The sequence below is a fragment of the Streptomyces sp. NBC_00872 genome (assembly GCF_045161915.1).
Classification (GTDB): Bacteria; Actinomycetota; Actinomycetes; order Streptomycetales; family Streptomycetaceae; genus Streptomyces.
This window is the reverse complement of the sequence record NZ_CP108806.1, coordinates 5485301-5511080: the sequence shown is the minus strand read 5'-3', so window position 1 is coordinate 5511080 and position 25780 is coordinate 5485301. Positions and strand designations below refer to the sequence as shown.

The 25780-nt window shown below is 71.0% G+C and carries 23 protein-coding genes and 1 tRNA gene; 5 read left to right on the top strand and 19 right to left on the bottom strand.

From position 1 onward, the window contains the following. Nucleotide 1: 1 nt before the first annotated feature. From OG214_RS23745 to OG214_RS23715, 7 genes are all read right to left on the bottom strand, one after another. Complete coding sequence (locus OG214_RS23745; RefSeq protein WP_405985886.1) at nucleotides 2-1318, bottom strand: glycosyltransferase; 1317 nt, start codon at nucleotides 1316-1318, stop codon at nucleotides 2-4. After that, nucleotides 1315-2100, bottom strand: a complete 786-nt coding sequence (locus OG214_RS23740) for a polysaccharide deacetylase family protein (protein WP_405985885.1) — start codon at nucleotides 2098-2100, stop codon at nucleotides 1315-1317. The genes OG214_RS23745 and OG214_RS23740 overlap by 4 nt, the downstream gene beginning before the upstream one ends. Beyond that, on the bottom strand, nucleotides 2090-3874 hold the full coding sequence (locus OG214_RS23735; protein WP_405985884.1) for a lipid II flippase MurJ: 1785 nt from the start codon (nucleotides 3872-3874) through the stop codon (nucleotides 2090-2092). Before OG214_RS23735 ends, OG214_RS23740 begins: the two co-directional genes overlap by 11 nt. Next, complete coding sequence (locus tag OG214_RS23730) at nucleotides 3871-5424, bottom strand: O-antigen ligase family protein (RefSeq protein WP_405985883.1); 1554 nt, start codon at nucleotides 5422-5424, stop codon at nucleotides 3871-3873. Before OG214_RS23730 ends, OG214_RS23735 begins: the two co-directional genes overlap by 4 nt. Further along, complete coding sequence (locus OG214_RS23725) at nucleotides 5424-7073, bottom strand: sugar transferase (protein WP_405985882.1); 1650 nt, start codon at nucleotides 7071-7073, stop codon at nucleotides 5424-5426. The genes OG214_RS23730 and OG214_RS23725 overlap by 1 nt, the downstream gene beginning before the upstream one ends. Beyond that, nucleotides 7070-8362 (bottom strand): glycosyltransferase, encoded by a 1293-nt coding sequence (locus OG214_RS23720; RefSeq protein WP_405985881.1) that lies wholly within the window; start codon nucleotides 8360-8362, stop codon nucleotides 7070-7072. The genes OG214_RS23725 and OG214_RS23720 overlap by 4 nt, the downstream gene beginning before the upstream one ends. A gap of 65 nt (nucleotides 8363-8427) precedes the next feature. Next, nucleotides 8428-9531: a DUF3344 domain-containing protein gene (locus OG214_RS23715; protein WP_405985880.1), complete on the bottom strand. Its 1104-nt coding sequence runs from the start codon at nucleotides 9529-9531 to the stop codon at nucleotides 8428-8430. Between the two features lie 273 nt (nucleotides 9532-9804). On the opposite strand from OG214_RS23715, the gene OG214_RS23710 reads away from it, so the two are divergent. Both OG214_RS23710 and OG214_RS23705 read left to right on the top strand, forming a co-directional pair. After that, nucleotides 9805-10044, top strand: a complete 240-nt coding sequence (locus OG214_RS23710; RefSeq protein ID WP_363081050.1) for a chaplin — start codon at nucleotides 9805-9807, stop codon at nucleotides 10042-10044. A gap of 354 nt (nucleotides 10045-10398) precedes the next feature. Continuing rightward, nucleotides 10399-10746 carry a hypothetical protein gene (locus OG214_RS23705; protein ID WP_405985879.1) on the top strand — a complete coding sequence of 116 codons (348 nt, stop codon included), beginning with the start codon at nucleotides 10399-10401 and terminating at the stop codon, nucleotides 10744-10746. A gap of 187 nt (nucleotides 10747-10933) precedes the next feature. Here the strand turns inward: OG214_RS23705 and OG214_RS23700 are convergent, their stop codons facing one another. The 4 genes from OG214_RS23700 to OG214_RS23685 all read right to left on the bottom strand — a co-directional run bounded on the left by OG214_RS23700 (nucleotide 10934) and on the right by OG214_RS23685 (nucleotide 14624). Further along, a complete protein-coding gene (locus OG214_RS23700; RefSeq protein ID WP_405985878.1) occupies nucleotides 10934-11575 on the bottom strand; it encodes a vitamin K epoxide reductase family protein in 642 nt (213 codons plus the stop codon). 15 nt (nucleotides 11576-11590) lie between these two features. Then, nucleotides 11591-12097: a DUF5949 family protein gene (locus OG214_RS23695; protein WP_363081047.1), complete on the bottom strand. Its 507-nt coding sequence runs from the start codon at nucleotides 12095-12097 to the stop codon at nucleotides 11591-11593. A 204-nt stretch (nucleotides 12098-12301) separates the two neighbouring features. Beyond that, nucleotides 12302-12745 (bottom strand): hypothetical protein, encoded by a 444-nt coding sequence (locus OG214_RS23690; protein ID WP_405985877.1) that lies wholly within the window; start codon nucleotides 12743-12745, stop codon nucleotides 12302-12304. A 91-nt stretch (nucleotides 12746-12836) separates the two neighbouring features. Next, complete coding sequence (locus tag OG214_RS23685; protein WP_405985876.1) at nucleotides 12837-14624, bottom strand: hypothetical protein; 1788 nt, start codon at nucleotides 14622-14624, stop codon at nucleotides 12837-12839. Nucleotides 14625-14885: 261 nt separating this feature from the next. On the opposite strand from OG214_RS23685, the gene OG214_RS23680 reads away from it, so the two are divergent. Together OG214_RS23680 and OG214_RS23675 are read left to right on the top strand one after the other, a co-directional pair. After that, nucleotides 14886-15557 (top strand): hypothetical protein, encoded by a 672-nt coding sequence (locus OG214_RS23680; protein ID WP_405985875.1) that lies wholly within the window; start codon nucleotides 14886-14888, stop codon nucleotides 15555-15557. Continuing rightward, the gene (locus OG214_RS23675; protein WP_405985874.1) at nucleotides 15554-16210 is read left to right on the top strand and encodes a Fic family protein; all 657 of its coding nucleotides are present in this window, start codon (nucleotides 15554-15556) and stop codon (nucleotides 16208-16210) included. The genes OG214_RS23680 and OG214_RS23675 overlap by 4 nt, the downstream gene beginning before the upstream one ends. 144 nt (nucleotides 16211-16354) lie before the next feature. On the opposite strand, the gene OG214_RS23670 is transcribed toward OG214_RS23675, so the two are convergent. The 7 genes from OG214_RS23670 to galU form a co-directional block, all read right to left on the bottom strand. Continuing rightward, nucleotides 16355-16428, bottom strand: a tRNA-Ala gene (locus OG214_RS23670). A gap of 83 nt (nucleotides 16429-16511) precedes the next feature. Further along, complete coding sequence (glpR, locus tag OG214_RS23665) at nucleotides 16512-17633, bottom strand: gephyrin-like molybdotransferase receptor GlpR (RefSeq protein ID WP_405985873.1); 1122 nt, start codon at nucleotides 17631-17633, stop codon at nucleotides 16512-16514. 142 nt (nucleotides 17634-17775) lie between these two features. After that, nucleotides 17776-18399, bottom strand: coding sequence for a GNAT family protein (locus tag OG214_RS23660; protein WP_363081041.1), 624 nt, complete (start codon nucleotides 18397-18399; stop codon nucleotides 17776-17778). Next, entirely contained in the window at nucleotides 18396-19061 is a 666-nt protein-coding gene (locus OG214_RS23655; protein ID WP_405985872.1) for a molybdenum cofactor biosynthesis protein B, read from the bottom strand. The genes OG214_RS23660 and OG214_RS23655 overlap by 4 nt, the downstream gene beginning before the upstream one ends. Next, a complete protein-coding gene (moaC, locus tag OG214_RS23650) occupies nucleotides 19058-19621 on the bottom strand; it encodes a cyclic pyranopterin monophosphate synthase MoaC (RefSeq protein ID WP_382855872.1) in 564 nt (187 codons plus the stop codon). The genes OG214_RS23655 and moaC overlap by 4 nt, the downstream gene beginning before the upstream one ends. Before the next feature lie 67 nt (nucleotides 19622-19688). Continuing rightward, nucleotides 19689-21029: a gephyrin-like molybdotransferase Glp gene (glp, locus tag OG214_RS23645; protein ID WP_405985871.1), complete on the bottom strand. Its 1341-nt coding sequence runs from the start codon at nucleotides 21027-21029 to the stop codon at nucleotides 19689-19691. 41 nt (nucleotides 21030-21070) lie between these two features. Next, nucleotides 21071-21988, bottom strand: coding sequence for a UTP--glucose-1-phosphate uridylyltransferase GalU (gene galU, locus OG214_RS23640; protein ID WP_363081036.1), 918 nt, complete (start codon nucleotides 21986-21988; stop codon nucleotides 21071-21073). Nucleotides 21989-22093: 105 nt separating this feature from the next. Between galU and OG214_RS23635 the strand changes: the two genes are divergently transcribed. Then, on the top strand, nucleotides 22094-22705 hold the full coding sequence (locus OG214_RS23635) for a 5-formyltetrahydrofolate cyclo-ligase (protein WP_363081035.1): 612 nt from the start codon (nucleotides 22094-22096) through the stop codon (nucleotides 22703-22705). A 148-nt stretch (nucleotides 22706-22853) separates the two neighbouring features. On the opposite strand, the gene OG214_RS23630 is transcribed toward OG214_RS23635, so the two are convergent. Next, nucleotides 22854-25724, bottom strand: coding sequence for a penicillin acylase family protein (locus tag OG214_RS23630; protein ID WP_405985870.1), 2871 nt, complete (start codon nucleotides 25722-25724; stop codon nucleotides 22854-22856). Between the last annotated feature and the right edge of the window lie 56 nt (nucleotides 25725-25780).

Genomic DNA, 25780 nt, shown 5'->3' with positions numbered 1-25780 from the left:
ATCAACTCACCTCTCGGGTGGGGGCCGTACCGCGCACGGCATGCCCGTACACCGTCATCAGTTGTTCGGCACTGTGGGAGATGTCGTAGTGGCGCGCGGCCCTGGGCACGGGCAGCCGGCGCGGACCCGTCTCCTCGAACCGCCGCAGTTCGGCGACCAGTTCGGGTACGGAACCGCTGATCTGCCGTGCTCCAGGAGCGTCGGTGGCCGGCAGGTCGTGCAGCGCGGGGCAGGTGACATGGAGCACCGGCAGTCCGGCCGCGAGCGCCTCGACGACGGCGAGTCCGAAGGCCTCGTCGTAGGAGGTGGAGACGAAGACGTCCATGGCCGCGAGCAGGGACGGCAGATCGGACCCGAGGTGCGGCCTTCCCGGCGATCCGTCCGGCGATCCGTCCGAAGGCCCGATCGACGGCGCGGTCGACGGCCCGGTCGACGGCCCGGTCGACGATCCGGTCCGCTGTCCGGTCCGCTGTCCGGTCGACGGCCCGGTCAACGGCTTCTCCGATGATCCTTCGAAGTCCCCGCCCGGCGACCCCGGAAGGACCCGCGGCGGATCCTCACAGGCGCCGTGCAGCAGGATCCGGTGGGCCGCTCCCCGCCGCCGTGCCAGCCGCCGCAGCCGCTCCCGCTCCGGTCCGTCGCCGACCAGGAGGAGCCTGGCGCCCGGCAGTTCGGTGACGGCCCGTACGAGCGTGTCGAAGCGTTTGCTGGGGGTCAGCCGTCCGACACCGCCCACCACGAAGGCGTCCTGCGGCAGTCCGAGACGGCTCCGGGCGGCGCGGCGCGCGCTCTCGTCGTAGCCGAAGCGCCCGACGTCGATGCCGTTGGGCACGATATGGATCCGGTCGTGGCGCACCCCCCAGCGCTCCAGCCGGCGCGCGACGGTGGCGGAGACGGCGACCGTCGCGGTGCCGAGGCGCTCGCCCGCCAGATAGAGCGCGCGGGCGCCCGTGGAGAGCTGTCTGCCCTCGATCTGTACGGCGCCCAGGGAGTGTTCGGTGGCCACGATGGTCCGTACGCCCGCGAGACGGGCCGCGAACCGTCCGTACAGACAGGCCCGGTAGAGATGGGTGTGCACCAGGTCGTACCGCCCCTGCTTGACCAGCTTGGTCAGTCTGGGCAGCGCGCCGAGGTCCTTGTTGCCTGTCATGGCGAGATCCGTGACGGGGACGCCGTCGGCGACGATGCCCTCGGCGACCGGACCGGGGTTGGTGAGGGTGATGACCTCGCTCTCGGTCGGCAGCCGGCTCAGCAGGAGCCGCAGTTGCTGCTCGGCACCGCCGATTCCGAGGCCGGTGATGATGTGCAGCACTCTCACGGTCCCGTCCTCCCGCCCGTGCCGACCAGGGCGTCGGCGTACACGGCGTACTCCGCGGCCGGGACGGGCCGGCGGCGCCAGCGGTGCAGCCGCCGTTTGAGAAGCAGCCGCGCTCCGGTGTCCCTCTCGCCGACATGGACCCGGGGCAGGGCGAGCATCCCGGTCAGCGCGCCGGGGCTGATGGCACAGGCGTAGGTGTAACCGGCGGCCCGTACGGCCGCGACGACCCGGGCGTCGACCGTGCCGTACGGATAGCAGAAGCCGCTCACCTCGGCGCCGGTAAGGGCTCGCAGCAGTTCCCTGCTCCGCCCGGTCTCGGCGGCGAGCAGTGTGTCGTCGGCCCTGGTCAGATCGGTGTGGCGCAGTCCGTGGGAGCCGATCTCCATCCCCGCCGCGGCTGCTTCGCGGATGCCGTCCGCGGTGAGCAGGGGCTTACGGGGGCCGAGCCTGTCCCATTCGTTCGTACCGCCGAGACGGCCGGGCAGGACGAAGACCGTGGCGGTGAAGCCGTATCCGCGGAGCAGCGGTACGGCACGTTCCAGGAAGTCCGCGTATCCGTCGTCGAAGGTGAGTCCGACGAGTCCGGCGCCGCGGCCCTCGGCGCGTGCGCGCAGCAGCCGCTCCATACCGACGCCGGTCAGTCCGCGCCGGCTCAGCCAGCGCAACTGCCGTTCGAGCCGGGCCGGTGAGACGGTCACCTGATAGGGGTCGTCGGTGGTGTCGGCGACGGAGTGGTACATGGCTGCCCACAAGGGGCCGGGGGACACCGTGTCAGCGGGCATGTGCGAGCTTTCGTGTGAGGGGGCGGAGGAGGGTGTCGATCTCGGGCGCCTGAAGGGCGCGGGCGATGACGAGGAACACGGCGGCGACGGCCGCGCAGGCCGCCGTGGCGCCCAGTACGGGTGAGGGGATGAGGTTTCCGCAGAGCCAGCCGGAGCCGGTGGCCGCCGCGGCGGCGGAGCTGAGTTTGACCAGTCCGCCGGTCATGGAGCGGATGTCGACGGGCACGCTGTGGCGGCCGACGCCGTGCAGCATCAGGGCGGCGGTGAGGGTGATGCCGAGGGCGTTGGCCGCGGCGATACCGAGCACGCCCCAGACGCCGACGAGCAGGGTGCCCGCGCCCGTGGTCACGGCGAGCCCGGTGAGCATGGCGAGCGCGGGGAACCAGAGCGGGCGCGCGGCGGAGAAGTAGCAGCGCACCAGCGCGCCGACGAGGGTGTGGCCGAGCAGACCGAGCGCGTAGACCCGCATCACATCGGCGGTCGCCGCCGTGTCGGCCCGGTCGAAGGCGCCGCGCTGGAAGAGCACTTCGATGATCTGCGGCGCACAGGCGATCACCGTGGCCGCCCCGACCAGCACGATCATCCCGGCGAGCGCGAGATCGCGCTCGACCCGCCGCCGCGCCCGGTCGGTCTCCCCCGCCGCCATGGCGCGTGCGATCACCGGGAAGGTGACGGTGCACAGCATCATGGAGAGCGTCATCGGGATCTGCGCGACCTTCTGCGCGTAGTTGAGATGCGAGATGGCACCGGCGGGCAGCGGCGCGGCGAGGAACCGCTCGATGAGGACCTGCGACTGCCTGCTGAGCGCGAAGACGACGACGGGCGCGAGCAGGGCGAGCGCGACGGGCGGTCCGCTCCCCTCGCCCTTCGCGGCGCTGTCGGCGACGGGCCGGCGCTCCGTCAGTCTGCGCCAGAGGAACGGCACTTGGACGAGGACCATCAGCACCCCGCCGAGGGCGACCCCGGCGGCGGCGGCCCGTACCCCCCAGCGGTCGGTGACCACCAGCATCGTCGTGATGATGGCGGTGTTGTAGACGGCGTAGATCATCGCGGGTGCGAGAAAACTGCCGTGCGCGCGCAGTGCCGCGCTGCAGTACCCGGCCATGCCGAAGGTGAAGGCGCAGGTCGCGGTCAGCCGGGTGCAGTCGACGGCCAGCCGCGGTTCGGGCAGACCGGGCGCGAGGACGGCCACCACCCAGGGCGCGGTGGCGATCAGCAGGGCCGCGCCCGCGCTGAGGGCGAGACAGAGCCTGGGCAGGGTCGTCCGCAGGAGAAGCAGTACGGGGTCCTGGCCGGGCGGCGGCCCGGCGGCCCGGCGGGCCAGCGCCAGACTGAAGGCCGGTACGAGGATCAGGGCCATGGCGTCCTCGATGAGGAGCGTGGCCGCTACCTCGGGGACGGTCCAGGCGACGAGGAAGGCGTCGGTGTCGGGACCCGCGCCGTAGAGATGGGCGATGGTCTGGTCGCGGACGAGACCGAGGAGGGCCCCGGCGGCGGTCAGCAGGGCGGTGAGGAACGCGGCCCGAGCCAGGAACCGCCCGGAGGAGAAGGCGCCGCGCGCGCCGGAACCCTCCCGGGAGTCCGGCGCCGAGGACGGCGAAGGCTCCGGCGCCGAGGACGCCGAGGACGGCGAGGGCTCCGGCGACGGGAGTGACGGCTCCGGCGCGGAGGTCCCGGAAGGGGCCTCCGTAGGGGTCCGCGCGGAGGAGGCGGACGGGGACACCGGGGGCGAGGGCGGGGGTACCGCGGGCAGGGGCTGCCTCGTATCGGTCACGCGGAGGCTGCCCCGCTCCTGGTCTCACGGTCACGGTCCCCGGACAGGCCCCGGGCCGGACCCAGCGCCCACCACGCGGCCAGTCCGAACATCACGGCCGTCAGCACGGTGGACGGCCCGCCGATGTCCGCGTAGCTGAAGTCCACGAGCTGCCAGACCAGCAGTCCGACGACGGCGAGGGCGCAGTCTCCGCCGCGGTGGCCCCCGCGGCCTCGGTGTCCGTCGCGCGAACGGCGCGGACCGGGCAGTCTGCGCAGTGCGAGGACGAGCAGCGCGGCCCAGCTTGCCGCGAGGGCCGTGATCCCCAGCACGCCCTGCTCGCTGAGCACCAGCAGATACATGTTGTGCGGGGAGAGCAGCGGCTGACGCTGGAAGCCGAGGCCCGCCCCCGCCGTGTCGCTGCCCGAGGAGAGTCCCAGGGAGGCGTGGCTGTCGCGGTGGGCGGGAAAGCCCTTCAGTCCGACGCCGGTGACCGGCCGCTCCCGCCACATGTCGGTGGCGGCGGCCCACATCGTGTAGCGGTCGGCGACGGACCGGTCGGGCGCGTCGGCGACCTGGGTGATGCTGTCGAGTCGCTCGCCGATCATCTGCGAGCCGATACCGAGTCCGCCGACGAGGACCACTCCGAGCGCCCCGGCGCAGAGCGCGACCACGACCGCCCTGCGCACCCCGGAGAGCGTGAGCTGGACGACGACGGCGGCGGCCGTGGCGATCCAGGCGCCACGGCTGAAGGACAGGGCGAGCGGTACGGTCAGCAGCCCGGCGCAGACCAGCGCGACGGCCCGCTGCCGGCCGGGGCCCCGTACACCGTGACCGCCGACGCGAGCGGGACCCCGCACGCCGTGACCGTCGACGCGGCCGGGGCCGGGACCGTCGCCGGGAGCGCGTACGGCGGGCACCGGAGCCAGCGCGAAGCCGACCGCGATGACCAGTCCGTACGCGACGACCGTGGCCATGCCCATGACGTCGGTGGCGCCGAAGGTGCCGACCGCGCGGATGTTCTCCCCCATGTACGAGGCTCCGGTGCCGGTCAGATACTGCGTGACCCCGATCGAGCCCTGCGCCAGCGCGAGAGCGACGACGGCCCCGGCGACCAGCCGGAAGTCGGCGCGGTCGCGGATCAGCAGCAGCAGCGCGCCCGGCACCAGCACGAAGATCTGGAGATAGCGCGCCAGGCCGGGCAGGGTGGCCGCGGGCTCGTGCGCGGTGAGCGCGGCGACGGTCACCCCCAGCACCGGAAGTCCCAGCACCAGCGCGGCGGTCCGGGTCAGCGGCCGGGCCCGCTCGCGCAGTACCCGGACCAGGCAGTAGACGACGAGCAGCGCGGAGGCCGCGTCCGCGACGCTCCCCGACCCGGCGGAGCCGTCCCCCGCCGGAGCCGCCGGTACGGCGATGAGCGCGACGACCGCCACGGCCGGCAGCACCGCCGCGTACCGCTGCGAGAACCGCCGCCAGGAGCCGGCCCGGCCCGCCGGACCCGGACCCGCCGGGGCCGCCCGTCGCGGGCGGCGGGCGGCCGGCAGCGGGACGCCGAGGGCGTCGGCGGTCATCAGCTTCCCGCCGGACGGACCAGCGAGACCGCGGTCCGCAGCAGGATGCACACGTCCTGCCAGAGCGACCAGTGGTCGATGTAGTGGTTGTCGAACCGGGACCGGTCCTCGATGGAGGTGTCACCGCGCAGCCCGTGGACCTGTGCCAGTCCGGTGATACCGACGGGCATCCGGTGGCGGGCCGCGTAGCCGGGGTGGGTCTTGCTGAAGTTGGCGACGAAGAAGGGGCGTTCGGGCCGCGGGCCGACCAGGCTCATGTCACCGCGCAGTACGTTCCAGAGCTGGGGCAGCTCGTCCAGCGACGTACGGCGCAGAAAACCGCCCACCGGGCTCAGCCGGAGGTCGTTGGCGATGTTCCAGCGGGTGGCGGCCTCGTGGTCGTCGGCGGGGCGCAGGGTACGGAACTTCAGCAGGGTGAAGGGGCGGCCGTTCTGGCCGATCCGTTCCTGGCGGAAGAGCACACCGGGGCCGTCGCCGAACCGTACGACCAGAGCGCAGATCAGCAGCACCGGTGAGATCGCCAGCAGGACGGGCACCGCGATCGCCATGTCCAGCAGGCGTTTGGCGACCGTGCCGCGGCGGCGCGCGGCCGGCGGCTCCACCCGGCGCCAGGCGAATCCCCACAGATGCTGTCCCATACCGGGTGCCGGGGCGGTGGTGTCCCAGGGGCCCGCGCCGATGAACGAGGTGGCGCAGCCGTACTCGTGGAACAGCGCGACCAGGGGGGACCGCTCCGTACCCTCGCGGGAGCCGCCGAACCCGGGCCCCGCGAACGCCGGATCGCCGAACGCGGAATCGAGATAGTCGCCGGGACCGGCACCGGGACGCGCGCCTGGCCCGGAGCCGGAGCCCGAACCGGGATCGCCGTGGCCGGAGCCGATGAACAGCGCCTCCTGGACACCGTTCTGGATGATGGCCCGGTGGATCCCCTCGGTGGAGGTCAGCACCGGCAGCGCGGGGACGTCCGTACCGCCGCCGCCGCGCCCGCCGTTCGCGCCGTCGTCCTGGCCGGCGGCGACGATCCCGACGGGCCGCAGTCCGTACTCGGGATGCTGGAGGAGCAGCGCCGTCAGCCGCCGTGCCGCCATGCCCGTACCGACGACCAGCGCGGACCGCGGCCGGTTGCGCGCCGTCACGCGCCGGCGGGCGTGGACGAGTGAACGTCCGCCGCACGCCAGGGCGAGCTGGACGACGGCGCCGCCGAGGAGCGTCGTGATGTCCAGGGTGTGAGTGGGCAGGAGCGCGGCGAGTACGGCCGCGGCGGCGCACCACGAGGCGGCGACCCGGGCGGCCAGCGCGGGCAGCCGGTCCAGCGCCGAGGGGACGACGCCGGGCCGGTAGAGCCCGCCGAGCGCGTTCAGCGCGGTCACCCAGACGGCGAGCTGGACGGCGAGGACGGTGTCGCGCCGCTCGTCGCCGAGGAGGGCGACGGACAGTACGGCGGCGAGCGCGTCCACCACGAGCAGCGCCGGCCCGGTGCGGGGCGGTCCGCTCGCGGGCCGCCGTGGCGGCAGTGCGACGCGGTCGGGGGTCTCCCGTGGAGGGGCGACGGAGACGCGCCCGATGCGCTGTCCCGTGGCCCTGGCGGGCTGTCCCGTCGCCCTGGCGGGCCCGGACGGCGGCGGCACGCTGGTGCTTTCCGTGGTCACTGGGGGATCGGCTCCCTGCGCTCGGGGCGCGGCACGGCGGCGACTTCGCGGTACACGTCCGCGATGGCCTGCGCGGTCTGCCGCACGTCATAGGTGCTGAGTACGTGCTGCCGGCCCTGGCGGCCGATGGTTTCGCGCAGTGATCCGTCGCGGAGCAGGGTGCTCACGGCGGCGGCCAGCGCGGGCGGGTCCTCGGGCGGGGTGAGACAGAGGGTTTCGCGGCCGGGCGGCAGGCTCTCGCGGGCCCCGTCCACATCGCTCAGGACGACGGGCCTGCCGCTGGCCATGGCCTCCAGCGGGGCCACCGCCATGCCCTCCCAGCGGGACGGCAGGACCACCAGATCGGCCGCCCGGTACCAGGGCGCGGTGTCCGGTACGGCTCCCGCGAAGAGCACCGACGGCGGGGCGGTGGCGCGCAGCGTGTCGGCGTCGGGACCGTCGCCGACGAGCACGAGCCGTGCCTGCGGCAACTGCCGTACGACCGGCTGCCAGGCCCGCAGGAGGATGTCCTGCCCCTTCTGCCTGCACAGCCGTCCCACGCACACCACGACGGGAGCGGTCGGCTCCAGCGCGGCGAGCAGGGGAAGGGAGGCACGGGCCGCGGCACTCTCGGAGAGCGCGGTGTCGGTGGCACCGGGGTGTGTGCCGCCCGCGCGCCCGGGTGGTGCGCCGTCCGGCGCGGCTCCGCGGGCGTCTCCACCGGCGTTCCCGTTTCCGTGAGCGCCCCCGCCCCCGCCCCCGAACCGTCCGACGTCGACCCCGTTGTGGACGACGGACCAGGAGGCGTGGATCCCGGCGCGCTCACCGGTGCGCCGCTCGGCCTCGCTGACGCAGACGACCCGGTCGGTCCACCGGACCGCCCACCGTTCCCAGTGTCTGGCCAGCCGGCCGGTCACCCCGCCGACCGCCTCGAACGACCAGGCGTGCGGCTGGAAGACGGTGGGCACCCGGCCCCGGACGGCGAGCCGTCCCGCGAGGCCGGCCTTGGCGCTGTGGGCGTGGAGCAGATCAGGGCGGATCAGCCCGACCAGCCGCCCGACCTGCCGTACTTCGTCCAGCAGTCCCGGTCCGGGGCTGCGGCCCGCCCGCCAGACATGGACCTCGGCCCCCCGGCGGGCCGCCGCCTCGGCGAGCGGCCCCTCCGGGGGACAGGCGACGGCGACACGGACTCCGGCGCCCACCTGGGCGCCGACCAGATCAAGGACCACGCGGGCCACTCCGCCGTCGACCGGCTGAACGAGATGGAGTGCTGTGAAGCCGGTCCCGGAACGGCGCCGTTGTGCCTGCACGCGCAACTCTTTCCACTCGTCACTACAGGAAAGCGATCTCTGGAGCGGGCTGAACACGCCCGGCGTCAACTCCGTGCTTCCGCCTCTACGAAAAACGCACCCAGCCAGACGGAGTCACGCTTACTGCTGAATCGAACGCTAAGCCGATCACCGCCAGAGACAAAAGCACCACGCAGGTCGAACACGTCCGCGTCATAGCCGAGTGTGTTCGTATAAGAAGGTTGTCGTTCAATCGATGGCGCACCGAACTCCGTAATACTGGAATTCATCACATCATCTGATGGATTGGCTTTGTTGGAGAGTCTCACTCGCTTACCGCGATTGGTTTGCGCGGTAAGCGAATCACCGGTGATTCCCCGGTCCCCGTCGTACGCGACGACTCCCAGCCGCCCGGCGGCGCCCCGGCGCACGCGTAGCTTGCCGACGTCGATACCCGCCTTCGCCCGGTCCGTGGTGAGCGATTCGAATCCGTCCCAGAGCGAGAGATGACGCAGCGGGGCACCGCGCTTCTCATAGGCGACGATCAGGCTCCAGCCGCCCCAGGCCCCGATCGCGGAACGCCCCATGGCGACATTGACCTGAGCCACGGTGTACATCCCGGGACCGCTGGTCCTGACGAGGGGCGTCACATCCGCCGACGCCTGGAAGGCGTCCGCGCCACCGCCCGTACGGTGGCCGATCCTCGTGTCCGCGCGTACCCACTTGTACCGCCCGCCCGGTTCGGCGAACAGCACCCGGCCGTTGTCCCTGGGCGGCTTCTGCTCTCCGACCCGCAGGTTCCCGCCCCAGTACAGCCGCGCGTAACTGACCCGGGAGCCCGCCGGGAGCCGGAGCCGGGCCCGGGTGGAGTTGTAGGTGTTCGGGTCCTTGTCGACATCCGTGTAGAACATCTCGAACCTCTGATTGGCCGCGGCGGCACCGGCGCGGGCGGACACACAGTCCGAAGGGGTTTTCGCTGTCACGGTCCGGCAGGAGATCGCCGAATTGGCCGCCCTCGCGATCCCCCCGTGCTGTACCACGTGATAGCGCCTGCCGAAGGGAATACGGGAATCCTCCTCGGCCCCCGCCCCGGTAACCGGTGCGGCGGAAAAGGCCACCGCCGCAACCGCGAGAGAGAGCAGGCCGCACAGCCAACCGCGTCTCACAGAAAGAACCGCCGAATTCCGCATACAGCTCTCCGTCTCGAAGACCGAAACAAGAAGGCACCTTTACAGAGGGCGGAGTGAAAATCACGTCAGACGCGCTGAAAAGCGCTGACCGTACAAGAACACTCCGGGGTACGGCCGCCCGGGTACTCCCCCGGTACCAGACCGGGGCGCACTCCTGGGGGAGCGTCACTCATTCGGGTGCGCAACCGATGGCCCAGTCAGGCGTTGATGCATAAGTCGGGCAAACGCGCCCGGCGCTTATGCCATCTCATTACGACCGAGGAGCGCTTCTCCATGTCGCGTATCGCCAAGGCTGTTGTTCTCTCCACCGCGGCCGCCGCCGCTGTCGCCGGCACCTCCGGCGTCGCCTTCGCCGACGCCGACGCGCAGGCCGCGGCTGTCGGTTCCCCGGGCGTCCTGTCCGGCAACGTCATCCAGATTCCGCTCCACGTGCCCGTGAACGTCTGCGGCAACACCATCGACATCATCGGTCTGCTCAACCCGTCCTTCGGGAACGTCTGCGTCAACAACTGACCGCGGCCGTCATCGCCTGAGACGTAAACACGCGAGAGCCGCTCGTCCCCTCGGGGGCGGAGCGGCTCTTCTGCTTTGTCCGAGGGGTGATCCCAGGGGTGATCCGAGGGGTGATCCCAGGGGTGCGGAGTTCCGAGGATCTTCGCCCTCAACGACACGGAGGCGCATTCGATACGAGGAACGCGCGGGTCCCCTTCATTCGAGTGGCCCGTCCAGAATTCGCACCTGACGGAGTTTCCGCCGCGCTGAGGAATCGTTACTCATGACGAGGCCACCCCGGGATAACCCCAAGAGGCCCGTGTGAAACGAGAGTTGTTTCGTCATCCGAGCACCGCTGAGAGAAGGATTCCCCCTATGAAGCCCATGAAGATCGCCGCGGTCGTCGCCGGTTCCGTCCTGGCTCTGGGTGCCGCCGCCCCTGCCTTCGCCGCCGATGCCCCCCTCACCCCCGCCAGCCTGAACGGCGCTCTGGACGCCGTGGCCAGCCACGGACTGCGCGACGGCTCGCCGCTCAAGACCAACGCGCTGGACACGGAGAACGAGGGCTCGGTCGTCAACGCGGTGAAGAAGACCACGGACGGGCTGAACAAGAAGACCGCGGGGAAGGGGAAGGCGAAGGGCAAGGGCAAGGGAGCCGGCAAGGGAGCGGGCGCGCTCGCGGACGCGGGCAAGCTGCTCGGCGGGCTCTCGCTCGGCAAGTGACTCCCCGGGGCCGCTGAAGGGGCTCTGAAGGACCTCTGACCAGGACATTTCCGGATCTCTTCCGGATCTCTTCCAGAGCTTTTCCGGAGCTTTTCCCGAGCTTTTCCGCCGGAAGCCGCCGGGCCCGCGAGGGCCCGGACTTCCGTGCCCATGAGCCTTCCGTGCCCATGAGCCCGGACCTCCGTGGTCAGCTTGTCCAGAAGTCCCACCAGCGGGTCAGGATGAGCATCCCGATCACACCGGTCCACAGCACGGGCGGCACCCAGTGGAACTCGCTCAGCACCCCGCGCAGACCGGCGGGGGCGGGCAGGATCCGGTGCTCGACATTGTGGACCGTGACGTAGCAGAACATCACGATGGTGGCGACCCAGGCCAGGGAGCACCAGAGACAGAGCGAGTTGATGTTGTAGAGCGACTGGTACTGGAGCCAGGTGCAGAACCCGACGCCGAAGAGCGTGCCCGCGTTCAGCCCGAGCCAGAACCAGCGCCGGTAACGCGCCCCGGCCAGCAGCCCCGCGCCGATCCCGGTCACCACGGCGTAAGTGACCAGCCCCAGCATCGGATTCGGAAAGCCGAAGACCGACGCCTGGTCGCTCTTCATGATGTTGCCGCAGGAGACCACGGGGTTGAGACTGCACCCCGGGGTGAAGTCCGGGTCTTCGAGCAGCTTGAACTTGTCCAGGGTGATGACCCACGCGGCCAGCAGCCCCGCGCCACCGGTGATCACCAGCAGCAGCGCGAACGCCCGGGTGCCGCCCCATACCCCGTCGGCGCTGTCGGCCGTCTCCTCGGCCGATGAGCCACGGCCGCGGGCCAATACAGTGGTCATGATGTCCGCTTCGCCTCAGCCGCGCAGACTGCTGACCGGCACAAGACAGTGCGCGGCGCCCGCGAGCATGTCCGCGTCGCCGACAAAGGCGCGCAGCCGCTCCTCGCTCATCGGCCTGCCCGGCGTACCGTCCGCCCAGGGACGGGTGGCGACCAGGAAATAGACCTGACCGTACTGCCGCGCGTCCTGCTCCCATTCCGGCGGGACGAGGCATTGCGCGTTCAGATACGGCATCGTCAGTACAGCCCGCCCCGCCTCCACCAACAGCTTGACCGAGACATGGGGCGCGTTCGCGACATCGACCAGATCACCGCCGGGATCCAGCCCGATCTCTTGGAGAACGGCGCGCATCGCCTCTTCCCCCGCCTCAGGACCGCCCCGGCCGTCCCCCAGCGAATAGGCAAGCAGAAAAGGCGCGTTGCGCTCGCTGCTGGAGGGATCGCTGGTCCAGGGAATCACCGAGAGGGTGCCCAGCAGAGACGCGTATTGGGCGCGGCCCGACGCGGCGTTGGTAGAGGTCATGTTCCGGCACAGTAGTGGCCTCCGGAGAATTTCCGTGAGCCCGCGTCACCCAAGTGGGCGAATACGGTGGCTTCTTCGGGCCATTACTTCCTCAATTTCGTTCCCCAGTACGAGACTTATTCATTTCCCCGCTACCGTGGCGACCGCTCGGACGGTCCGTACCGGATCGACCGGTCCGGACCGTCCATGATGAGCCGACGGTGATCAGCCGCCCGTGATGGCCCGGATGCTCTCCTGTGCGGAGGCCACCAGGCCGAGCAGCGCCGTCGCGTTGCCCACGGCGGTACGCAGCCGCTCCAGGCGCCCGGCGACCCGTTCCTGGTCCACCTCACCGGCCGTGAGCTCCTCCTCCAGCGCGTCCGCCGCCGCCCTGGCCTCCCGCCTCCGGTCGACGGAGAGTTCCACGTCCGCCGCGGCGCCCGTATCCGCCTCGGTGCCCGCGCCCGGACCGGGTTCGTCCAGACGGCGCTTCAGTTCGGCGATCGTCTCCAGGGCCGCCCGCACGGCCTCGGCGCTCACGGTGGCCGCGTCGGCGCCCGTGTTGTGCGTGGTCGCCGTCGCTCCCCGGCCCGCCGCCAGAGCGCTGCCGTGCACCTGCGCGTTCCCGCTCAGCACGATGCCTTCGTTCACCTGCGGGCCCTCGCCCATGGGAAACCCTTCCCGTTCGTCCGACATGCCGTACGACGCGTGATCCGATTCCGCCGGATCCGATTCCGCCGGATCCGATCCCGGCGTCCCATCAGGCCGCCGCGCCCGCCGGCCCCGCCGCGCCGTGTCCACCGCCCGCGCCACGGCCGCCGCCGCCCGCGAGACCTGTGCTCGTGGCCGCCGCCCCTGCTCCGGCGGCGATACTGCCGGTCACCGAACCGCCGTACATCATCACGCCGTTGTTCAGGATCGTCGTCCTGCGGGCGTCCAGATCACTGGTGTCCAGGCCGTGGTCCGCGAGGAAGTTCATGACGGAGCCGAGCACCTGGAGCTCGACCTGCTTGCCCGCCCTGGTCACATCCACGAACTGGAAGAAGTTGCGGTAGTTGGGGGACGCGGCGACCTCGCGCAGACTGAGGCGCGCGCCGTAGTCGTACCGCGCGTCGTGGCGGATGGCCCAGCGCTGCTCCTCCTCCCAGCGCTCCAGCCGCCGGCCGGCGCCCAGTTCCCCGATGACATGGGGCACGGAGGTCAGCGCCACCGAGCCGGCGGCGAGCAGCGCGTCGCCCATCCTGCGCCATCTCTCCTCGTCGCTCTCCACGGCGCTGAGCGAGTCGGCCACCCGGAACTCCTCCTTGACCGGAGGCAGCACCCTGGTGTCGGTCTGGAGATAGAGCGTCCCGCCGTTCACCGCGACCTGGACGAAGACGGTGAGGACCAGATCCGTGCCCCAGCTCCGGATCTGCACGGACAGACAGTGCCTGACCGGGCCGTCGATGCGTCCGCGTACGGACTCGACGGTCTTCTGCGGCAGTTGGTCGGTGGGGCGCTTCCTGCCCGCTCCCACCCCTCTGCCGGGCCAGATCTCGGCGCGGCGGAGGAGCTTGGTGTTCAGCAGTTCGGAGCCGTGCACGAAGACCTTCTCGCGCACCCGCATGCCCGCGATACCGTCCGACGAGACCGGGGACTGCGCGCGCAGCTCCAGCAGATCGGCGCTGAGCCGCTCCACCAGCTCGGACGATCCGAACGGCACCGGGGGCGGCTTCACGGCGCTGCCCGGGGTCGCGCCCTTCGGGATCAGACGGCTGGCGAACGACCATGAGCTGGCCTGTACCCCAGCCCCGACGAATGGCGAGAAACCGCTATAGACAATCAGATTGGTGTCGTCGGCGGCCTCCCCGCCGACGAGCTGGGAACCGGGCCGCAGCCATTCCCTGACGACCTTCCAGGCCGCGTCACGCTGCCGGTAGGTGAAGTACCAGGGGCACCCCACCAGCAGCACCAGGCTCAGCAGATACGAGATGACCGTGTTCGGCACCGACCACAGCACGTTCTGGCCGATCAGGCAGGCGATGACCAGCATCAGGAGCTGGAAGAACAGCGGACTCAGAAGGGTCGTGACCACCGAGTCCGAGGGCTTGGTCAGATACGCGTGACCCGCCGACCCGGCCGGAAGGCGCCCCTTCAGGGGCAGCCGCTGCTGGAGGCCGCCGCCCATGACCCCCGCCGTGAGGACGTAGATGACGGTGGCGGCGGGCGCCAGGACCAGGGAGAGCAGAAACGCCGCGGCGACATACCGGTCCCGTTCCCGCAGGTCACGCAGCGAGTCCTGGGCGTGCTCGCGTACCTGGTCGAGATCGACTCCGTACGAAGGCGCCCGCGCCTTGATCCGCTCCCGGCTCATCTCGTTCATCACGGTGCGCGCGAAGCCCTCGTAGAGGCGCACTCCGGTGCACATATAGCGGGTGGCGGCGTTCTGCTCCTCGGCGGACGGCGCCGGAACCCCGGCGGAATCCTCCGGCTCACCGGGCTGACGCGGCACATGCGGCACGTCATCGTCCCCGACGCCGTTGCCGTTGTCCGCAGGCGGAGTAGTCATATTGTTCCCCCTTTTGATCCCCCTCACTGTGCCGCGCCTCATGCGCCCCGCAAAGGCGAATTCACCTCAACGCCCCGGCGCACAGACACACCACAGGCGCACAAGGGGGCGCACCACGGGCGGGAGGCATCGCGGAGAGGTCCCGACCTGTTCAACGCAGCCGCGCTGTCCAGGCGATGCCCACGAGCCGCCTCCGACGAGGCGACCCGGATGGGAAGAACTGGGTGGAGTTGAAGCGGTCGCACACGGCAGAGTGGCGTGGTGACTGAGTTGTGGGCACACACCCTGACCTGGACGGAAGTGGATCCGTCGCGACATCCGTTCGTGCTGGACGAGGATGCCGCGAAGACGTTGACCGGCCTTGTTGCTCCCTTGCTGCCCAGCTCCGAGGCCGCCGAAGAGCACCGCTGGCGCTCGCTGGTCCCCGTCAGCGAGTTCCTGGTGGACCGATACGGCCGGTGGGCCTGCGGGTGGAACTGGTCGATAGGTGAGGGCGACACCGATGGCGGGATCGTCGGCGCGTGGTGCTGCACCTCCCATTCCGTGACGACGGCGGACGAGACGGCTCCTCTCGTTGTCGCCGGCCTGTGTGAGTGGCGTGACTGGCTGGTGGATCTGGCGGACCGCTTTACCGCGCTGGCGCCACCGTCGCACCCGGAGGAGGCCACGGCGGATCCCTGGCACTGGGAGCGGGCCTGCACGCGGCTGGTCACTGTGGTGGCCGACCGAACGCAGGCCGAGAGCGGCTGGTACGGACACTGTGAGCAGGTGCTCGGCTGGTTCCTCGCCTACAACGGCGTCGACGAGGAGCGCGCCCGGGAGATCGTGAAGACCGCGATCGGCGGCCGGTTCGGCAGTTGGATCGCGCCGGACGCCACGGTGGTCGACGCGGTGAGTTCGCAGTTCGCCCGTGCCCTGGGCGAGACCGGATGATGCCCGCCCCTGACTGCCCGAAGGACGCCCTCGCCGGCTGGCTGCGTATCCGTCCCCAGATCTCATGGCCGCGTTGGAGCAGTGCCCACCTCCGCCATGAAGGATCGCACCGAGACGCCTTCCGGGACTTCTTCAGCACAACCCGTGGCGGCCGGGATACCGAGGGAACCACGAGGGTCCTGGCAGCGCTCGACCTAGTCCTGGCAGGCGCGGAGGGGGGCGATCGGCTGACGTTCGCTCTCCTGGCCAACTGGCAGCAGACCGTGTTGGGCGAGGGCCCGGCCGCCTTCCGTACGATGCCGGCTTTCGCAAAGGGAGGGCGGGAGCGCTACGGCATCACTGCGGACACGCGGGCGAGGTTCGAGCAGTGCCTGTCCGAGAGCACTCAACCGGACCTGCCCCTCCCCTCACGCGCCGCCCGAACCTATCTCGACGTCCTCTTCTTCCACCCGTTCGAGGACGGCAACGCCCGCGCGGCCATGCTGGCGCTGGCCTTCGTCCTGGCCCGCGAAGCAACGGTGATCGACCAGGTGCACCCGCTCCAGACCACTCGCTGGGCCGACGACGCCGAGGGCGCGGCCGATCTGGCGGCGCTGCTCGGCATCCTGATCACTGCGGCGGAGCGCCGCCAGTCCCACGGGAGGCAGCCATGACTTGGGCTACAAGGCGGTCGATCACGGCATGCCCCAGGCCACCCGGCATCGAACGGCCCCTGAAACGACGGAGATCCCGCCCGATCTTTCGATCGGACGGGATCTCGTCACTGCTCTTGAGCCAACCCAAGAACAGCTGTGCGGTGGACCTGAGGGGATTTGAACCCCTGACCCCCTCGATGCGAACGAGGTGCGCTACCAGTCTGCGCCACAGGCCCTTGCGACGAGTGAAACCTTAGCACCATCGCCGCCGTGCTCGGAAATCCGTTGGGGGGCTGGTCACGGGTGGGGCGGGGGGCGGTTACTCGTTGGCGGCGCGGGGGCGGGCCTCTTCGTCGTACTGGTCGAAGAGAGGGGTTCTGCCTCGGTCGCGGGAGCGGCGGGGCGGAGGGGTGCGGGGTGCGGCCGCGGCGTCCGGGGCCGGTTCGGCGGTGGACGAACGGGCCGCGCTCCAGGTCTCCGGGTCGCCCACCTCGACACCGCCGGTGGCGCGGGGGGCGACCGGGGCCGTGACATAGGTGGGAAGCGGGACCGGGACCGGTTCCCAGCTCTCGCCGCTCGCCGGACCGCGTTCGCGCTGCTGGTCCACCCACTCCGCGTGGTCGGTCTGCTCGACCAGGGCGCGGCGGCCCGCCTCCTGCGGCGAGACCGTGGGTGCCGGTTCCGGTTCGGGGCGGGGTTCGGGCTCCTCGTCGGGCTCGCGCACGGCGGCCGTCTGGGGCTGATGGCGGCGCGGACGGTTCTCGCGGAGCCGCTGCGCTGCGGCCTCGGCCCTGCGCCGGTCCATCGTGAACGCGAAGCGTCTCCGCTCCTGGGCGCGCAGATGCACGATGTACGTACTCAGGAGTACGGCCGGGGCCGCCGGGGCCCAGAGGAAGCCGAGACCGCCGACCGCCGCGACGATCGCGCCGAGCGTGAAGGCGAGGAAGAGGACCACGGTGGTACGCCGCCGACGCGCGAGGACCTGCAAGCGCTGCGCGCGCCGGGCGCGTTCGGCCGCGGCTCCCGAGGGGCGCGCGCGCCGCGCGGGCACGGACGCCCGCGCTGAACGGGCCGGTGCGGGCCGGGGTGCCTGGCGCGACGGTGCGGACCTGGCCGGTGCGGGGACGTCCGCGCGGATCTCCATCCGGGCTTCCGTACGGGCCGGGGGCGCGGCGAAGGACCGGACGTCGACGGAGCTCATCGACTCCGTGCCGGCGTCCGCTTCCCCGCCGGACCCCGCCTCCTCGGCGGCGCGCCCTTGAAGCTCCTTGGCATAACGGCGCTCCATGGCCGCCCGTCCGGACAGCAGCCGGATGGCGGTACTGAAGCGTTCCGTCGGACGTGCCTCATTGAGTTCGTCCTGCCTGCGGAGCCACATCGGCACCAAGTAGGCGGCCCAGGCCCCGACGATGACTGCGTAGATGAGGCCGCTGCTGCTCACGGTTCACACCGTAGAGGGGTTCGCACGAGGGCATCGGCCAATTGAGCCGGTGTGTCGCACGATCTGGCTGATATCACGGACTTTTTTTGTGACTGTTCAGATCAGTTTATAGTCATATGCCGATCATTATCGAACAAGTATTTCATTTTCTGGGCGTTCCCGGTCGCGCCTGCCGCCACCGGCGCAGCAGCCCGTCGGGCACCTCCTCGGCCGTCAGCACGAACACGAGATGGTCCCGCCATGCCCCGTCGATATGGAGATAGCGCGGACGCAGCCCCTCCTCGCGGAATCCGAGTTTCTCGACCACCCGACGGCTCGGCCCGTTCTCCGGGCGAATGCAGATCTCCACGCGGTGCAGCCCGACCATACGGAAACAGTGGTCGACCGCGAGCGCGACGGCGGTCGGCATCACGCCGCGGCCGGCGACCTCGCGGTCCACCCAGTAGCCGACATGCCCCGAGCACATCGATCCCCAGGTGATCCCGGCGACGGTGAGCTGGCCGACGAGCCGTCCCTGGTACTCGACCACGAACGGGAGCATCCGGCCCGCGGCGGCCTCGGCGCGCAGATGGCGGACCATCTGACGGTAGGTGGGGCGCTGGGCGACCGGGCCCCCGGGGGGCGGCGGCGGAATCGTCGCCTCCCAGGGGCGCAGCCAGTCGCGGTTGCGCCGGTTCACCTCACGCCACGCGCGCTGGTCGCGCAGCCTTATCGGGCGGAGGGCGATATCGCCGTCCACCAGCGTCACGGGCCAGGACGGGTTCATCCGGAGGTACGGGGGTGATCGGTACTGATCTGATCGGTACGGGACTGACCAGTACTGGGCTGATCCGTACGGGTGTGATCGGTACGGGGATGATCGCCGCCGTGAATCTGGTCCACGGCGTGGACGAGCAGCCGGTCGAGCACGGCCAGACCGTCGCGTACGCCGCCGGCCGAGCCCGGCAGGTTCACGATCAGGGTCCGCCCGGCCACACCCGCCAGACCACGGGAGAGCGCGGCGGTGGGGACCTTCACGGCGCCCTCGGCGCGGATCGCCTCGGGGATGCCCGGGATCTCGTAGTCGAGTACGCGCCGGGTGACATCGGCGGTGCGGTCCGTGGGTGAGATACCCGTACCGCCGGTGGTCAGGATGACGTCGTACGCGGCGGCGACGCCCTCGCGCAGGGCCTCCCCGACGGGGTCCCCGTCGGGGACGACCTTCGGTCCGTCGACCGAGAAGCCGAGCGCGGCGAGGCCCGCGGCGAGAATGGGGCCGCCCGTATCGGCGTAGACACCGGCGGCGGCGCGGTTCGACGCGGTGACGACGAGCGCGCGGCGGACCCTCGAACCCTCCGGTCCCGCGACCGGCGATACCGCCGGCTCCCCGGCGTCGGCCGTGCGTCTCGGGGGCGTGTTCCGCGGGTCCCCGCCCGCCTGCGCGGTCATGACCCGGCTCCGTCCGCCTCGCCCTGTGCCGCGGTGCCGGGCGGCTCCGGGCTGCGGGTCCAGGGGCCCGACTTGCCGCCGGTCTTCTCCTCGACCCGTACGTCCGTGATGACCGCGCCCTTGTCGACCGCCTTCACCATGTCCACGAGGGTGAGCGCGGCCACCGACACGGCGGTCAGCGCCTCCATCTCGACGCCCGTACGGTCGGTGGTCCTGACCGTCGCGAGGATCTCGACGGCGTCGTCCACGACCGCGAGGTCGAGCGTGACGCCCGAGACGGCCAGCGGATGACAGAGCGGGATCAGCTCGGGGGTCCGCTTCGCGCCCATGATGCCCGCGATACGGGCGGTGGCGAGCGCGTCCCCCTTGGGCACGCCCCCGCCCCTGAGCAGTTCGACGACGCGGGGTGACACCAGCACCCGGCCGCTGGCGCGTGCGGTGCGCGCGGTGATCTCCTTCGCCGAGACATCGACCATACGGGCCGCGCCCGACTCGTCGACATGGGTCAAGCCGCCCTGCTGAGGGGGTCCGGGGGTCTCCCCCCGGGAAAACACAGTCATTAGCTGTGGCGCTCCCGGTTTGGGCCCGTAGGGCCTGTGTGGGCAGACACGGTACCGCCAGACGGGCTCATCGGCCGATCAGGACCACTTCGACGTCCGTACCGGGCTCGACCGAGACCGAGTCCTCCGGGACGACGATCAGCGCGTCGGCATGGGCGAGTGCGGCGACAAGGTGGGATCCGGCGCCGCCGACCGGGGTGATCGAGCCCGCCTCGGCGTCGTACGCACCGCGCAGGAACTGACGGCGGCCGGCCGGGGACGAGATCGGCTTGTCCGCCGCGAGGGTGGCGTGGAGCTTCGGACGGTGCACGTCCGCCAGACCCATCAGCCTGCGGATCGCGGGACGGACGAACAGCTCGAAGGAGACGTACGACGAGACCGGGTTCCCCGGGAGGGCGAGCAGCGGAGTGTGCTCCCGGCCGATCGAGCCGAAGCCCTGCGGCTTGCCCGGCTGCATCGCGAGCTTGCGGAAATCGACCCCGCCGCCGTCCTCGTCCTCGTCTCCTACGGAGGAGAGCGCTTCCTTGACGACGTCGTACGCGCCGACGCTGACGCCGCCCGTGGTGACCACCATGTCGGCGCGGATGAGCTGGTCCTCGATGGTGGCGCGCAGGGTGTCCGCGTCATCGGTGACGGCGCCGACCCGGTAGGCGATGGCGCCCGCGTCCCTGGCCGCCGCGGTGAGCGCGAAGCTGTTGGAGTCGTAGATCTGGCCGTCGCCGAGCCGCTCGTCGGGCTGGACCAGTTCGCTGCCGGTGGAGAGCACCACCACGCGCGGGCGGGGGCGGACCCGTACCGAACCGCGGCCGATGGCGGCCAGCAGCCCGATCTGCGGCGGGCCCAGGACCGTACCCGCCTCCAGGGCCAGATCGCCCGCCTGCACATCGCTGCCGCGCGAGCGGACATGTCCCCCGGCCTCGACCGGGCGGTAGACCCGCACCTCGCCGCTCGCGCCGCCCGGTGCCTCCCCGGCCGGGCGCATCGAGGTGGCCGCCCCGCCGCCCGTACCGCCGTCGGTCCACTCCACCGGGACGACGGCCTCGGCGCCGGGCGGCAGCACGGCACCGGTCATGATCCGGGCGGTCTCCCCTGGGCCGACCTCGGGCAGGACACCGCTGCCCGCCGCGACATCGCCGACGACGGTCAGCACCGCGGGGAACTCCTCGGTGGCGCCCGCGACATCGACCGTACGGACCGCGTAGCCGTCCATGGAGCTGTTGTCGAACGGGGGCAGGGCGACCGGCACCGTGATGTCCTCCACGAGCACACAGCCCTGCGCGTCGAGCAGTTGCAGCTCGATGGGATCGAGCGGGTGCACCGCGGCGAGAATGTCCGCGAGATGGTCGTCCACCGACCAGAGCCGCTCGTGGCCGTAGGACGCCGGTGCCGATTCCGCACTGCTGCTCAAGTGCTGTCTCTCCTCGTCACGTGCTGTGTCTCCTCGCCGGACTACATCTCCTCCGCGACATAACCGCGGAGCCAGGTCCGGAAGTCCGGGCCCAGGTCCTCACGTTCGCATGCGAGTCTGACAATGGCACGGAGATAGTCGCCGCGGTCACCGGTGTCATAGCGGCGGCCCTTGAAGACCACGCCGTGGACCGGTCCGCCGACCTTCTCGTCCGCGGAGAGCTGCTGAAGCGCGTCGGTGAGCTGGATCTCGCCGCCGCGGCCCGGCTCGGTCTTGCGCAGTATGCCGAAGACAGCGGGGTCGAGCACATAGCGGCCGATGATCGCGTAGTTGCTGGGCGCGTCGGCGGCGTCGGGCTTCTCGACCAGATCGTGCACCTTGACCACATCGGCGTCGCGCGTGGGCTCGACCGCGGCGCATCCGTAGAGATGGATCTGCGAAGGCTCGACCTCCATCAGGGCGACGACACTGCCGCCCTCGCGCTCCTGGATCTCGACCATCCGGGCCAGCAGCGGGTCGCGCGGGTCGATCAGGTCGTCGCCCAGCAGGACCGCGAAGGGCTGGTCGCCGACGTGCGGGGCCGCGCACAGGACGGCGTGGCCGAGGCCCCTGGGGTCGCCCTGACGCACATAGTGCATGGTGGCGAGGTCGCTGGACTCCTGGACCTTGGCGAGGCGTTCGAGGTCTCCCTTGCGGGTGAGCGCCTCTTCCAGCTCGTAGTTCCGGTCGAAGTGGTCCTCAAGAGGACGCTTGTTGCGGCCGGTCACCATGAGCACGTCGGAGAGACCGGCTGCCACGGCCTCCTCGACCACGTACTGGATCGCCGGCTTGTCGACGACCGGCAGCATCTCCTTAGGAGTTGCCTTGGTGGCGGGCAGGAACCGGGTGCCTAGGCCGGCGGCGGGGATGACAGCCTTGCTGATCCTGGCGGAGCTGGCCCGGGGGGGCGACTGAGTCATGCCGAACACACTATCTGTTGTGTATGGGCGGAAGATGATGCTCTGGTTAACTTTCGCCTTATCCGTGCTCATACGAGAGGTTTGTGATGCCCGATGAGTGCCGACATGCCCGGAAAGGACGCGCTGCGGAGTGAACTCCTGGCCGCGAGGGGCCTGCTGTCCGGTGAAGACGCGCGGCGAGCGGCGGCGGTTCTCGCGGAGCGCGCCCTGGATCTGCCGGAGCTGGCCCGCGCCCGTACCGTCGCCGCGTATGTCTCGGTGGGGAGCGAGCCCGGGACGCGCGCGCTGCTCGACGCGCTGCGCGGGCGAGGGGTACGGGTCCTGCTGCCGGTGCTGATGGCGGACAACGACCTGGACTGGGCACCGTACGAGGGCGCCGGCCGTCTGGTGCGCGCGGGGCGGGGACTGCTGGAGCCGGACGGTGTACGGCTCGGCCCCGGCGCCGTGCTGGACGCGGAGGTCGTCCTGCTGCCCGGCCTCGCGGTGGACGGGCGCGGTATGCGGCTGGGGCGGGGCGGCGGCTCGTACGACCGGGTCCTCGGGCGGCTGGCCGAGGCGGGGGCCGAACCCGCCCTGGCCGTCCTGCTGTACGACGACGAGGTGGTCGCGCGGGTCCCGGAGGAGCCGCACGACCGTCCCGTACAGGCTGTGGTGACGCCGGGGGGCGTACTGCGCTTCGACGAGACCGCGCGTGTACGGGACGGGCGGGGCGGGTGAAGCCGGCAGGACGGGCGGGACGGGCGGTGACGGTATGGAGGCCGACACCGCCCGGCGCCGGGGCTCGCGCTCGCTCCGGGACTCATCCTCACGCCACGGTTCACGCTGAGGCCGGGGCTCGCGCTGGCGCCGGGGCTCGCGCTCACCGCTACGGCGTGAGCGTGAGGGTGTCGGTCGTGGTGCGTTCCACCGCGTTGACCCCGTAGGACCAGTCGAGCAGCTCGCCCCTGGCCCACTTGCTCGTCTGGTCGGTGTAGTGCGCGCTGTACGCGTGCCCCGAGGCGCCCGTCAGATTGATCCAGCGGGACTTGTCCCAGTCACCGACGTTGACGACCATCCGCATCGACGGAACCCATATGACCTCGTAACCGCCCGCCGCGTTCCACCCCGTGGCGTTGACCGCCGCCTCGCCGCCGCCGAGATTCCACGGACCCCGGTTGAGCATCAGCTTGAGGAAGCCGGGGCCGCTGGTGCCGAGGGTCTGGTTGTCCAGCGTGAGCTGGTGCAGCCGGCCCCAGGTCCAGCTCGACACGTCCTTGCCGAGCTTGGCGGTCAGCTCCCAGCGGGCATCCGCCATCGCGCGCTGGAGCAGTTCGTCGCGAGTCTTGCCGGCTGAGTCCTTGCGGCTGCGAGGGATGCTCCACCAGGGGTTGTCCTCGTCGTCGATGATGCGCCGCACCACCTCGTACCAGCGGTCCCCGCCGTCCGGCTGCGCCGCGTCCGGGTCGCGCTGGCCGCACTCCCGTACCCGCTGGTCGAGATCGTCCAGCGGGCCCGTGCTGTCGGCCGGACGGACGCTGAGGCACTGGCCCTTGACCCGTACCTCCTTGGGCAGCTTGTTGCCGAAGGCGAGCTTGAGGACATTGCGCCAGACGGCGTTGAAGTAGGCGGCGGCCCCCGAGTCGGGTTCCTGGGTGTAGTCCCAGCCTTCGAGGAGCTTCTGCGCCTCGCGTACGGACGGGTCCTTGACGTCGAGCTTGACCAGTATCGGGGCCAGCAGCTTGGCGATCTGGCTGCTGTTGTCCATCTGCATGGTCTGCATGTCGTCGGTCGAGATCTTCCCGCCGTCCTTGATCTTCGACTCGATCAGGTCGTTGATCCGCTGGCTGCGGGCGCCGTAGCCCCAGTCCTCGGTCAGCGGGTACGGGTACTTCTTCGCGTCGACGACGGCCTGGTTGGCGGTGACGATGTAGCCGCGCTTCGGGTTGTACTCGTACGGCAGCTCGTCGAAGGGGATGTACCCCTCCCACCGGTACTTCGGGTCCCAGCCGGGGGCCGGCATCCGGCCGTCGCCCTCGGCGCGGACCGGGATGCGTCCGGGCGCCTGGTAACCGATGTTGCCCTTGGTGTCGGCGTAGATCAGGTTCTGCGAGGGGACCTCGAAGTGCTCGGCCGCCTTGCGGAACTGGGTGAAGTCCTTGGCCTTGTTCAGTTCGAAGACCGCGTCCATGGACTTGCCCGGCTGGAGGGCGGTCCACTGGAGCGAGACGGCGTATCCGTCGCCGCGGTCGGGGGCGACATCGCCGACCGGGGCCTTCTCGCCGACCTTCGTCAGCTCGGTGTCGCGGTCGGAGACCACGGGACCGCGGTCGGTGGAGCGGACGGTGATCTCCTTGCTCTTGCCGCCCGCGACCTTGATGGTCTCCTCGCGGAGCTTGAACGGCTTCTCGCCGTCGCCGGACTGGTACGAGTCCCCGTCGACCTTCTCCAGATAGAGGTCGGTCACATCGGCGCCGAGGTTGGTGAAGCCCCAGGCGATGTCCTGGTTGTGGCCGATTATGACGCCGGGCATTCCGGAGAAGGTGTAGCCCGCGACGTCGTACTGGCAGGTCTCCGAGACGCTGCGGCAGTGCAGGCCCATCTGGTACCAGAGGGAGGGCAGCTGCGGGGCCAGGTGCGGATCGTTGGCGAGCAGCGGCTTCCCGGTGGTCGTGTACTGGCCGGAGACGACCCAGGAGTTGGAGCCGATGCCGTCGCCGTTCGGGCCGAGCAGGGCGGGGATCTCGTCGAGGGTGCCGGAGAGGGCCGCGAGCTGGGTGTTGAAGTTCTCGGTGGCGCCCGCGGCGCTGGTGCCGTTCGTACCGGTGCCGTCGGCGCTGTTCAGGACGGTGCCGGCGTCCGTGCCGGTGCCGTCCGTGCCGGTGCCTGTGCCTGTGTCCGTGCCGGTGCCGGTTCCGAAGCCCGTGCCTGTGCCTGTGCCCGTGCCTGTGCCGTCGGTCGTGTCGCCCGGCGGCGTGGCGCTGGGCTCCGCCTCCGGGTCGTACTTTCCGGTGATCGGGTCGATCCCGCCCTCGCTGACGATGGGCGCGTTCCGGTCGTACGGGTACGACGGGTACAGCTCGTCGATCTGCTTCTCGGTCAGCCGGCTGGTCAGCAGCGAGCGGTCGATCTCGTCCTGCATATTGCCGCGCAGATCCCAGGCCATCGCCTTGAGCCAGGCCACCGAGTCGACGGGGGTCCACTTCGCGGGCTTGTAGTCGTTGGTGAAGCTCAGCGCGGCGTACTCGACCGAGATGTCCCTGCCGTCGCGGCCTTCGAGATAGGCGTTGACGCCGTCCGCGTACGACTGGAGGTTCTTCTTGGTCTCGTCCGAGAGCTGGGTGTCGTACTCGCGCTGTGCCACTCCGCGCCAGTCGAGGGTGCGCAGGAAGGCATCGGTCTTGACCTGCCCCGCGCCGAACATCTCGGAGAGCCGGCCCGCGGTCATATGGCGGCGGACGTCCATCTCCCAGAAGCGGTCCTGCGCCTGGACGAAGCCCTGGGCGCGGAACAGGTCCTCGTCGGAGTTCGCGTAGATCTGCGGGACGCCGTAGCTGTCCCGCCGTACGTCCACGGGGCCGGAGAGGCCCTTGAGCTGGATCGACCCCGTGGTCTGGGGGAAGGAGGCGCGGACCGTGCCGACCCCCCAGTACGCCCCGTAGCCGACACCCGCGACAAGCGCCAGCACCAGGACGATCAAGATCAGACGGGCGCGTCGCCCCTTCTTTTTGACGGAAGGGGGGGCTGTGTTGGCGGGCATCGCTGTCCTTCGAGGGGCAGGGTGGTCCTGGAATGCTGGAGCAACCATAGGCGCAG

Excerpts from the sequence above, each read along its gene's own strand:
- OG214_RS23740 (WP_405985885.1), bottom strand. The coding sequence starts at position 2,100 with ATGCCCGCTGACACGGTGTCCCCCGGCCCCTTGTGGGCAGCCATGTAC.
- OG214_RS23730 (WP_405985883.1), bottom strand. The coding sequence starts at position 5,424 with ATGACCGCCGACGCCCTCGGCGTCCCGCTGCCGGCCGCCCGCCGCCCG.
- OG214_RS23715 (WP_405985880.1), bottom strand. The coding sequence starts at position 9,531 with ATGCGGAATTCGGCGGTTCTTTCTGTGAGACGCGGTTGGCTGTGCGGC.
- OG214_RS23710 (WP_363081050.1), top strand. The coding sequence starts at position 9,805 with ATGTCGCGTATCGCCAAGGCTGTTGTTCTCTCCACCGCGGCCGCCGCC.
- OG214_RS23705 (WP_405985879.1), top strand. The coding sequence starts at position 10,399 with ATGAAGCCCATGAAGATCGCCGCGGTCGTCGCCGGTTCCGTCCTGGCT.
- OG214_RS23700 (WP_405985878.1), bottom strand. The coding sequence starts at position 11,575 with ATGACCACTGTATTGGCCCGCGGCCGTGGCTCATCGGCCGAGGAGACG.
- OG214_RS23695 (WP_363081047.1), bottom strand. The coding sequence starts at position 12,097 with ATGACCTCTACCAACGCCGCGTCGGGCCGCGCCCAATACGCGTCTCTG.
- OG214_RS23690 (WP_405985877.1), bottom strand. The coding sequence starts at position 12,745 with ATGGGCGAGGGCCCGCAGGTGAACGAAGGCATCGTGCTGAGCGGGAAC.
- OG214_RS23685 (WP_405985876.1), bottom strand. The coding sequence starts at position 14,624 with ATGACTACTCCGCCTGCGGACAACGGCAACGGCGTCGGGGACGATGAC.
- OG214_RS23675 (WP_405985874.1), top strand. The coding sequence starts at position 15,554 with ATGATGCCCGCCCCTGACTGCCCGAAGGACGCCCTCGCCGGCTGGCTG.
- OG214_RS23660 (WP_363081041.1), bottom strand. The coding sequence starts at position 18,399 with ATGAACCCGTCCTGGCCCGTGACGCTGGTGGACGGCGATATCGCCCTC.
- OG214_RS23655 (WP_405985872.1), bottom strand. The coding sequence starts at position 19,061 with ATGACCGCGCAGGCGGGCGGGGACCCGCGGAACACGCCCCCGAGACGC.
- moaC (WP_382855872.1), bottom strand. The coding sequence starts at position 19,621 with ATGACTGTGTTTTCCCGGGGGGAGACCCCCGGACCCCCTCAGCAGGGC.
- galU (WP_363081036.1), bottom strand. The coding sequence starts at position 21,988 with ATGACTCAGTCGCCCCCCCGGGCCAGCTCCGCCAGGATCAGCAAGGCT.
- OG214_RS23635 (WP_363081035.1), top strand. The coding sequence starts at position 22,094 with ATGCCCGGAAAGGACGCGCTGCGGAGTGAACTCCTGGCCGCGAGGGGC.
- OG214_RS23630 (WP_405985870.1), bottom strand. The coding sequence starts at position 25,724 with ATGCCCGCCAACACAGCCCCCCCTTCCGTCAAAAAGAAGGGGCGACGC.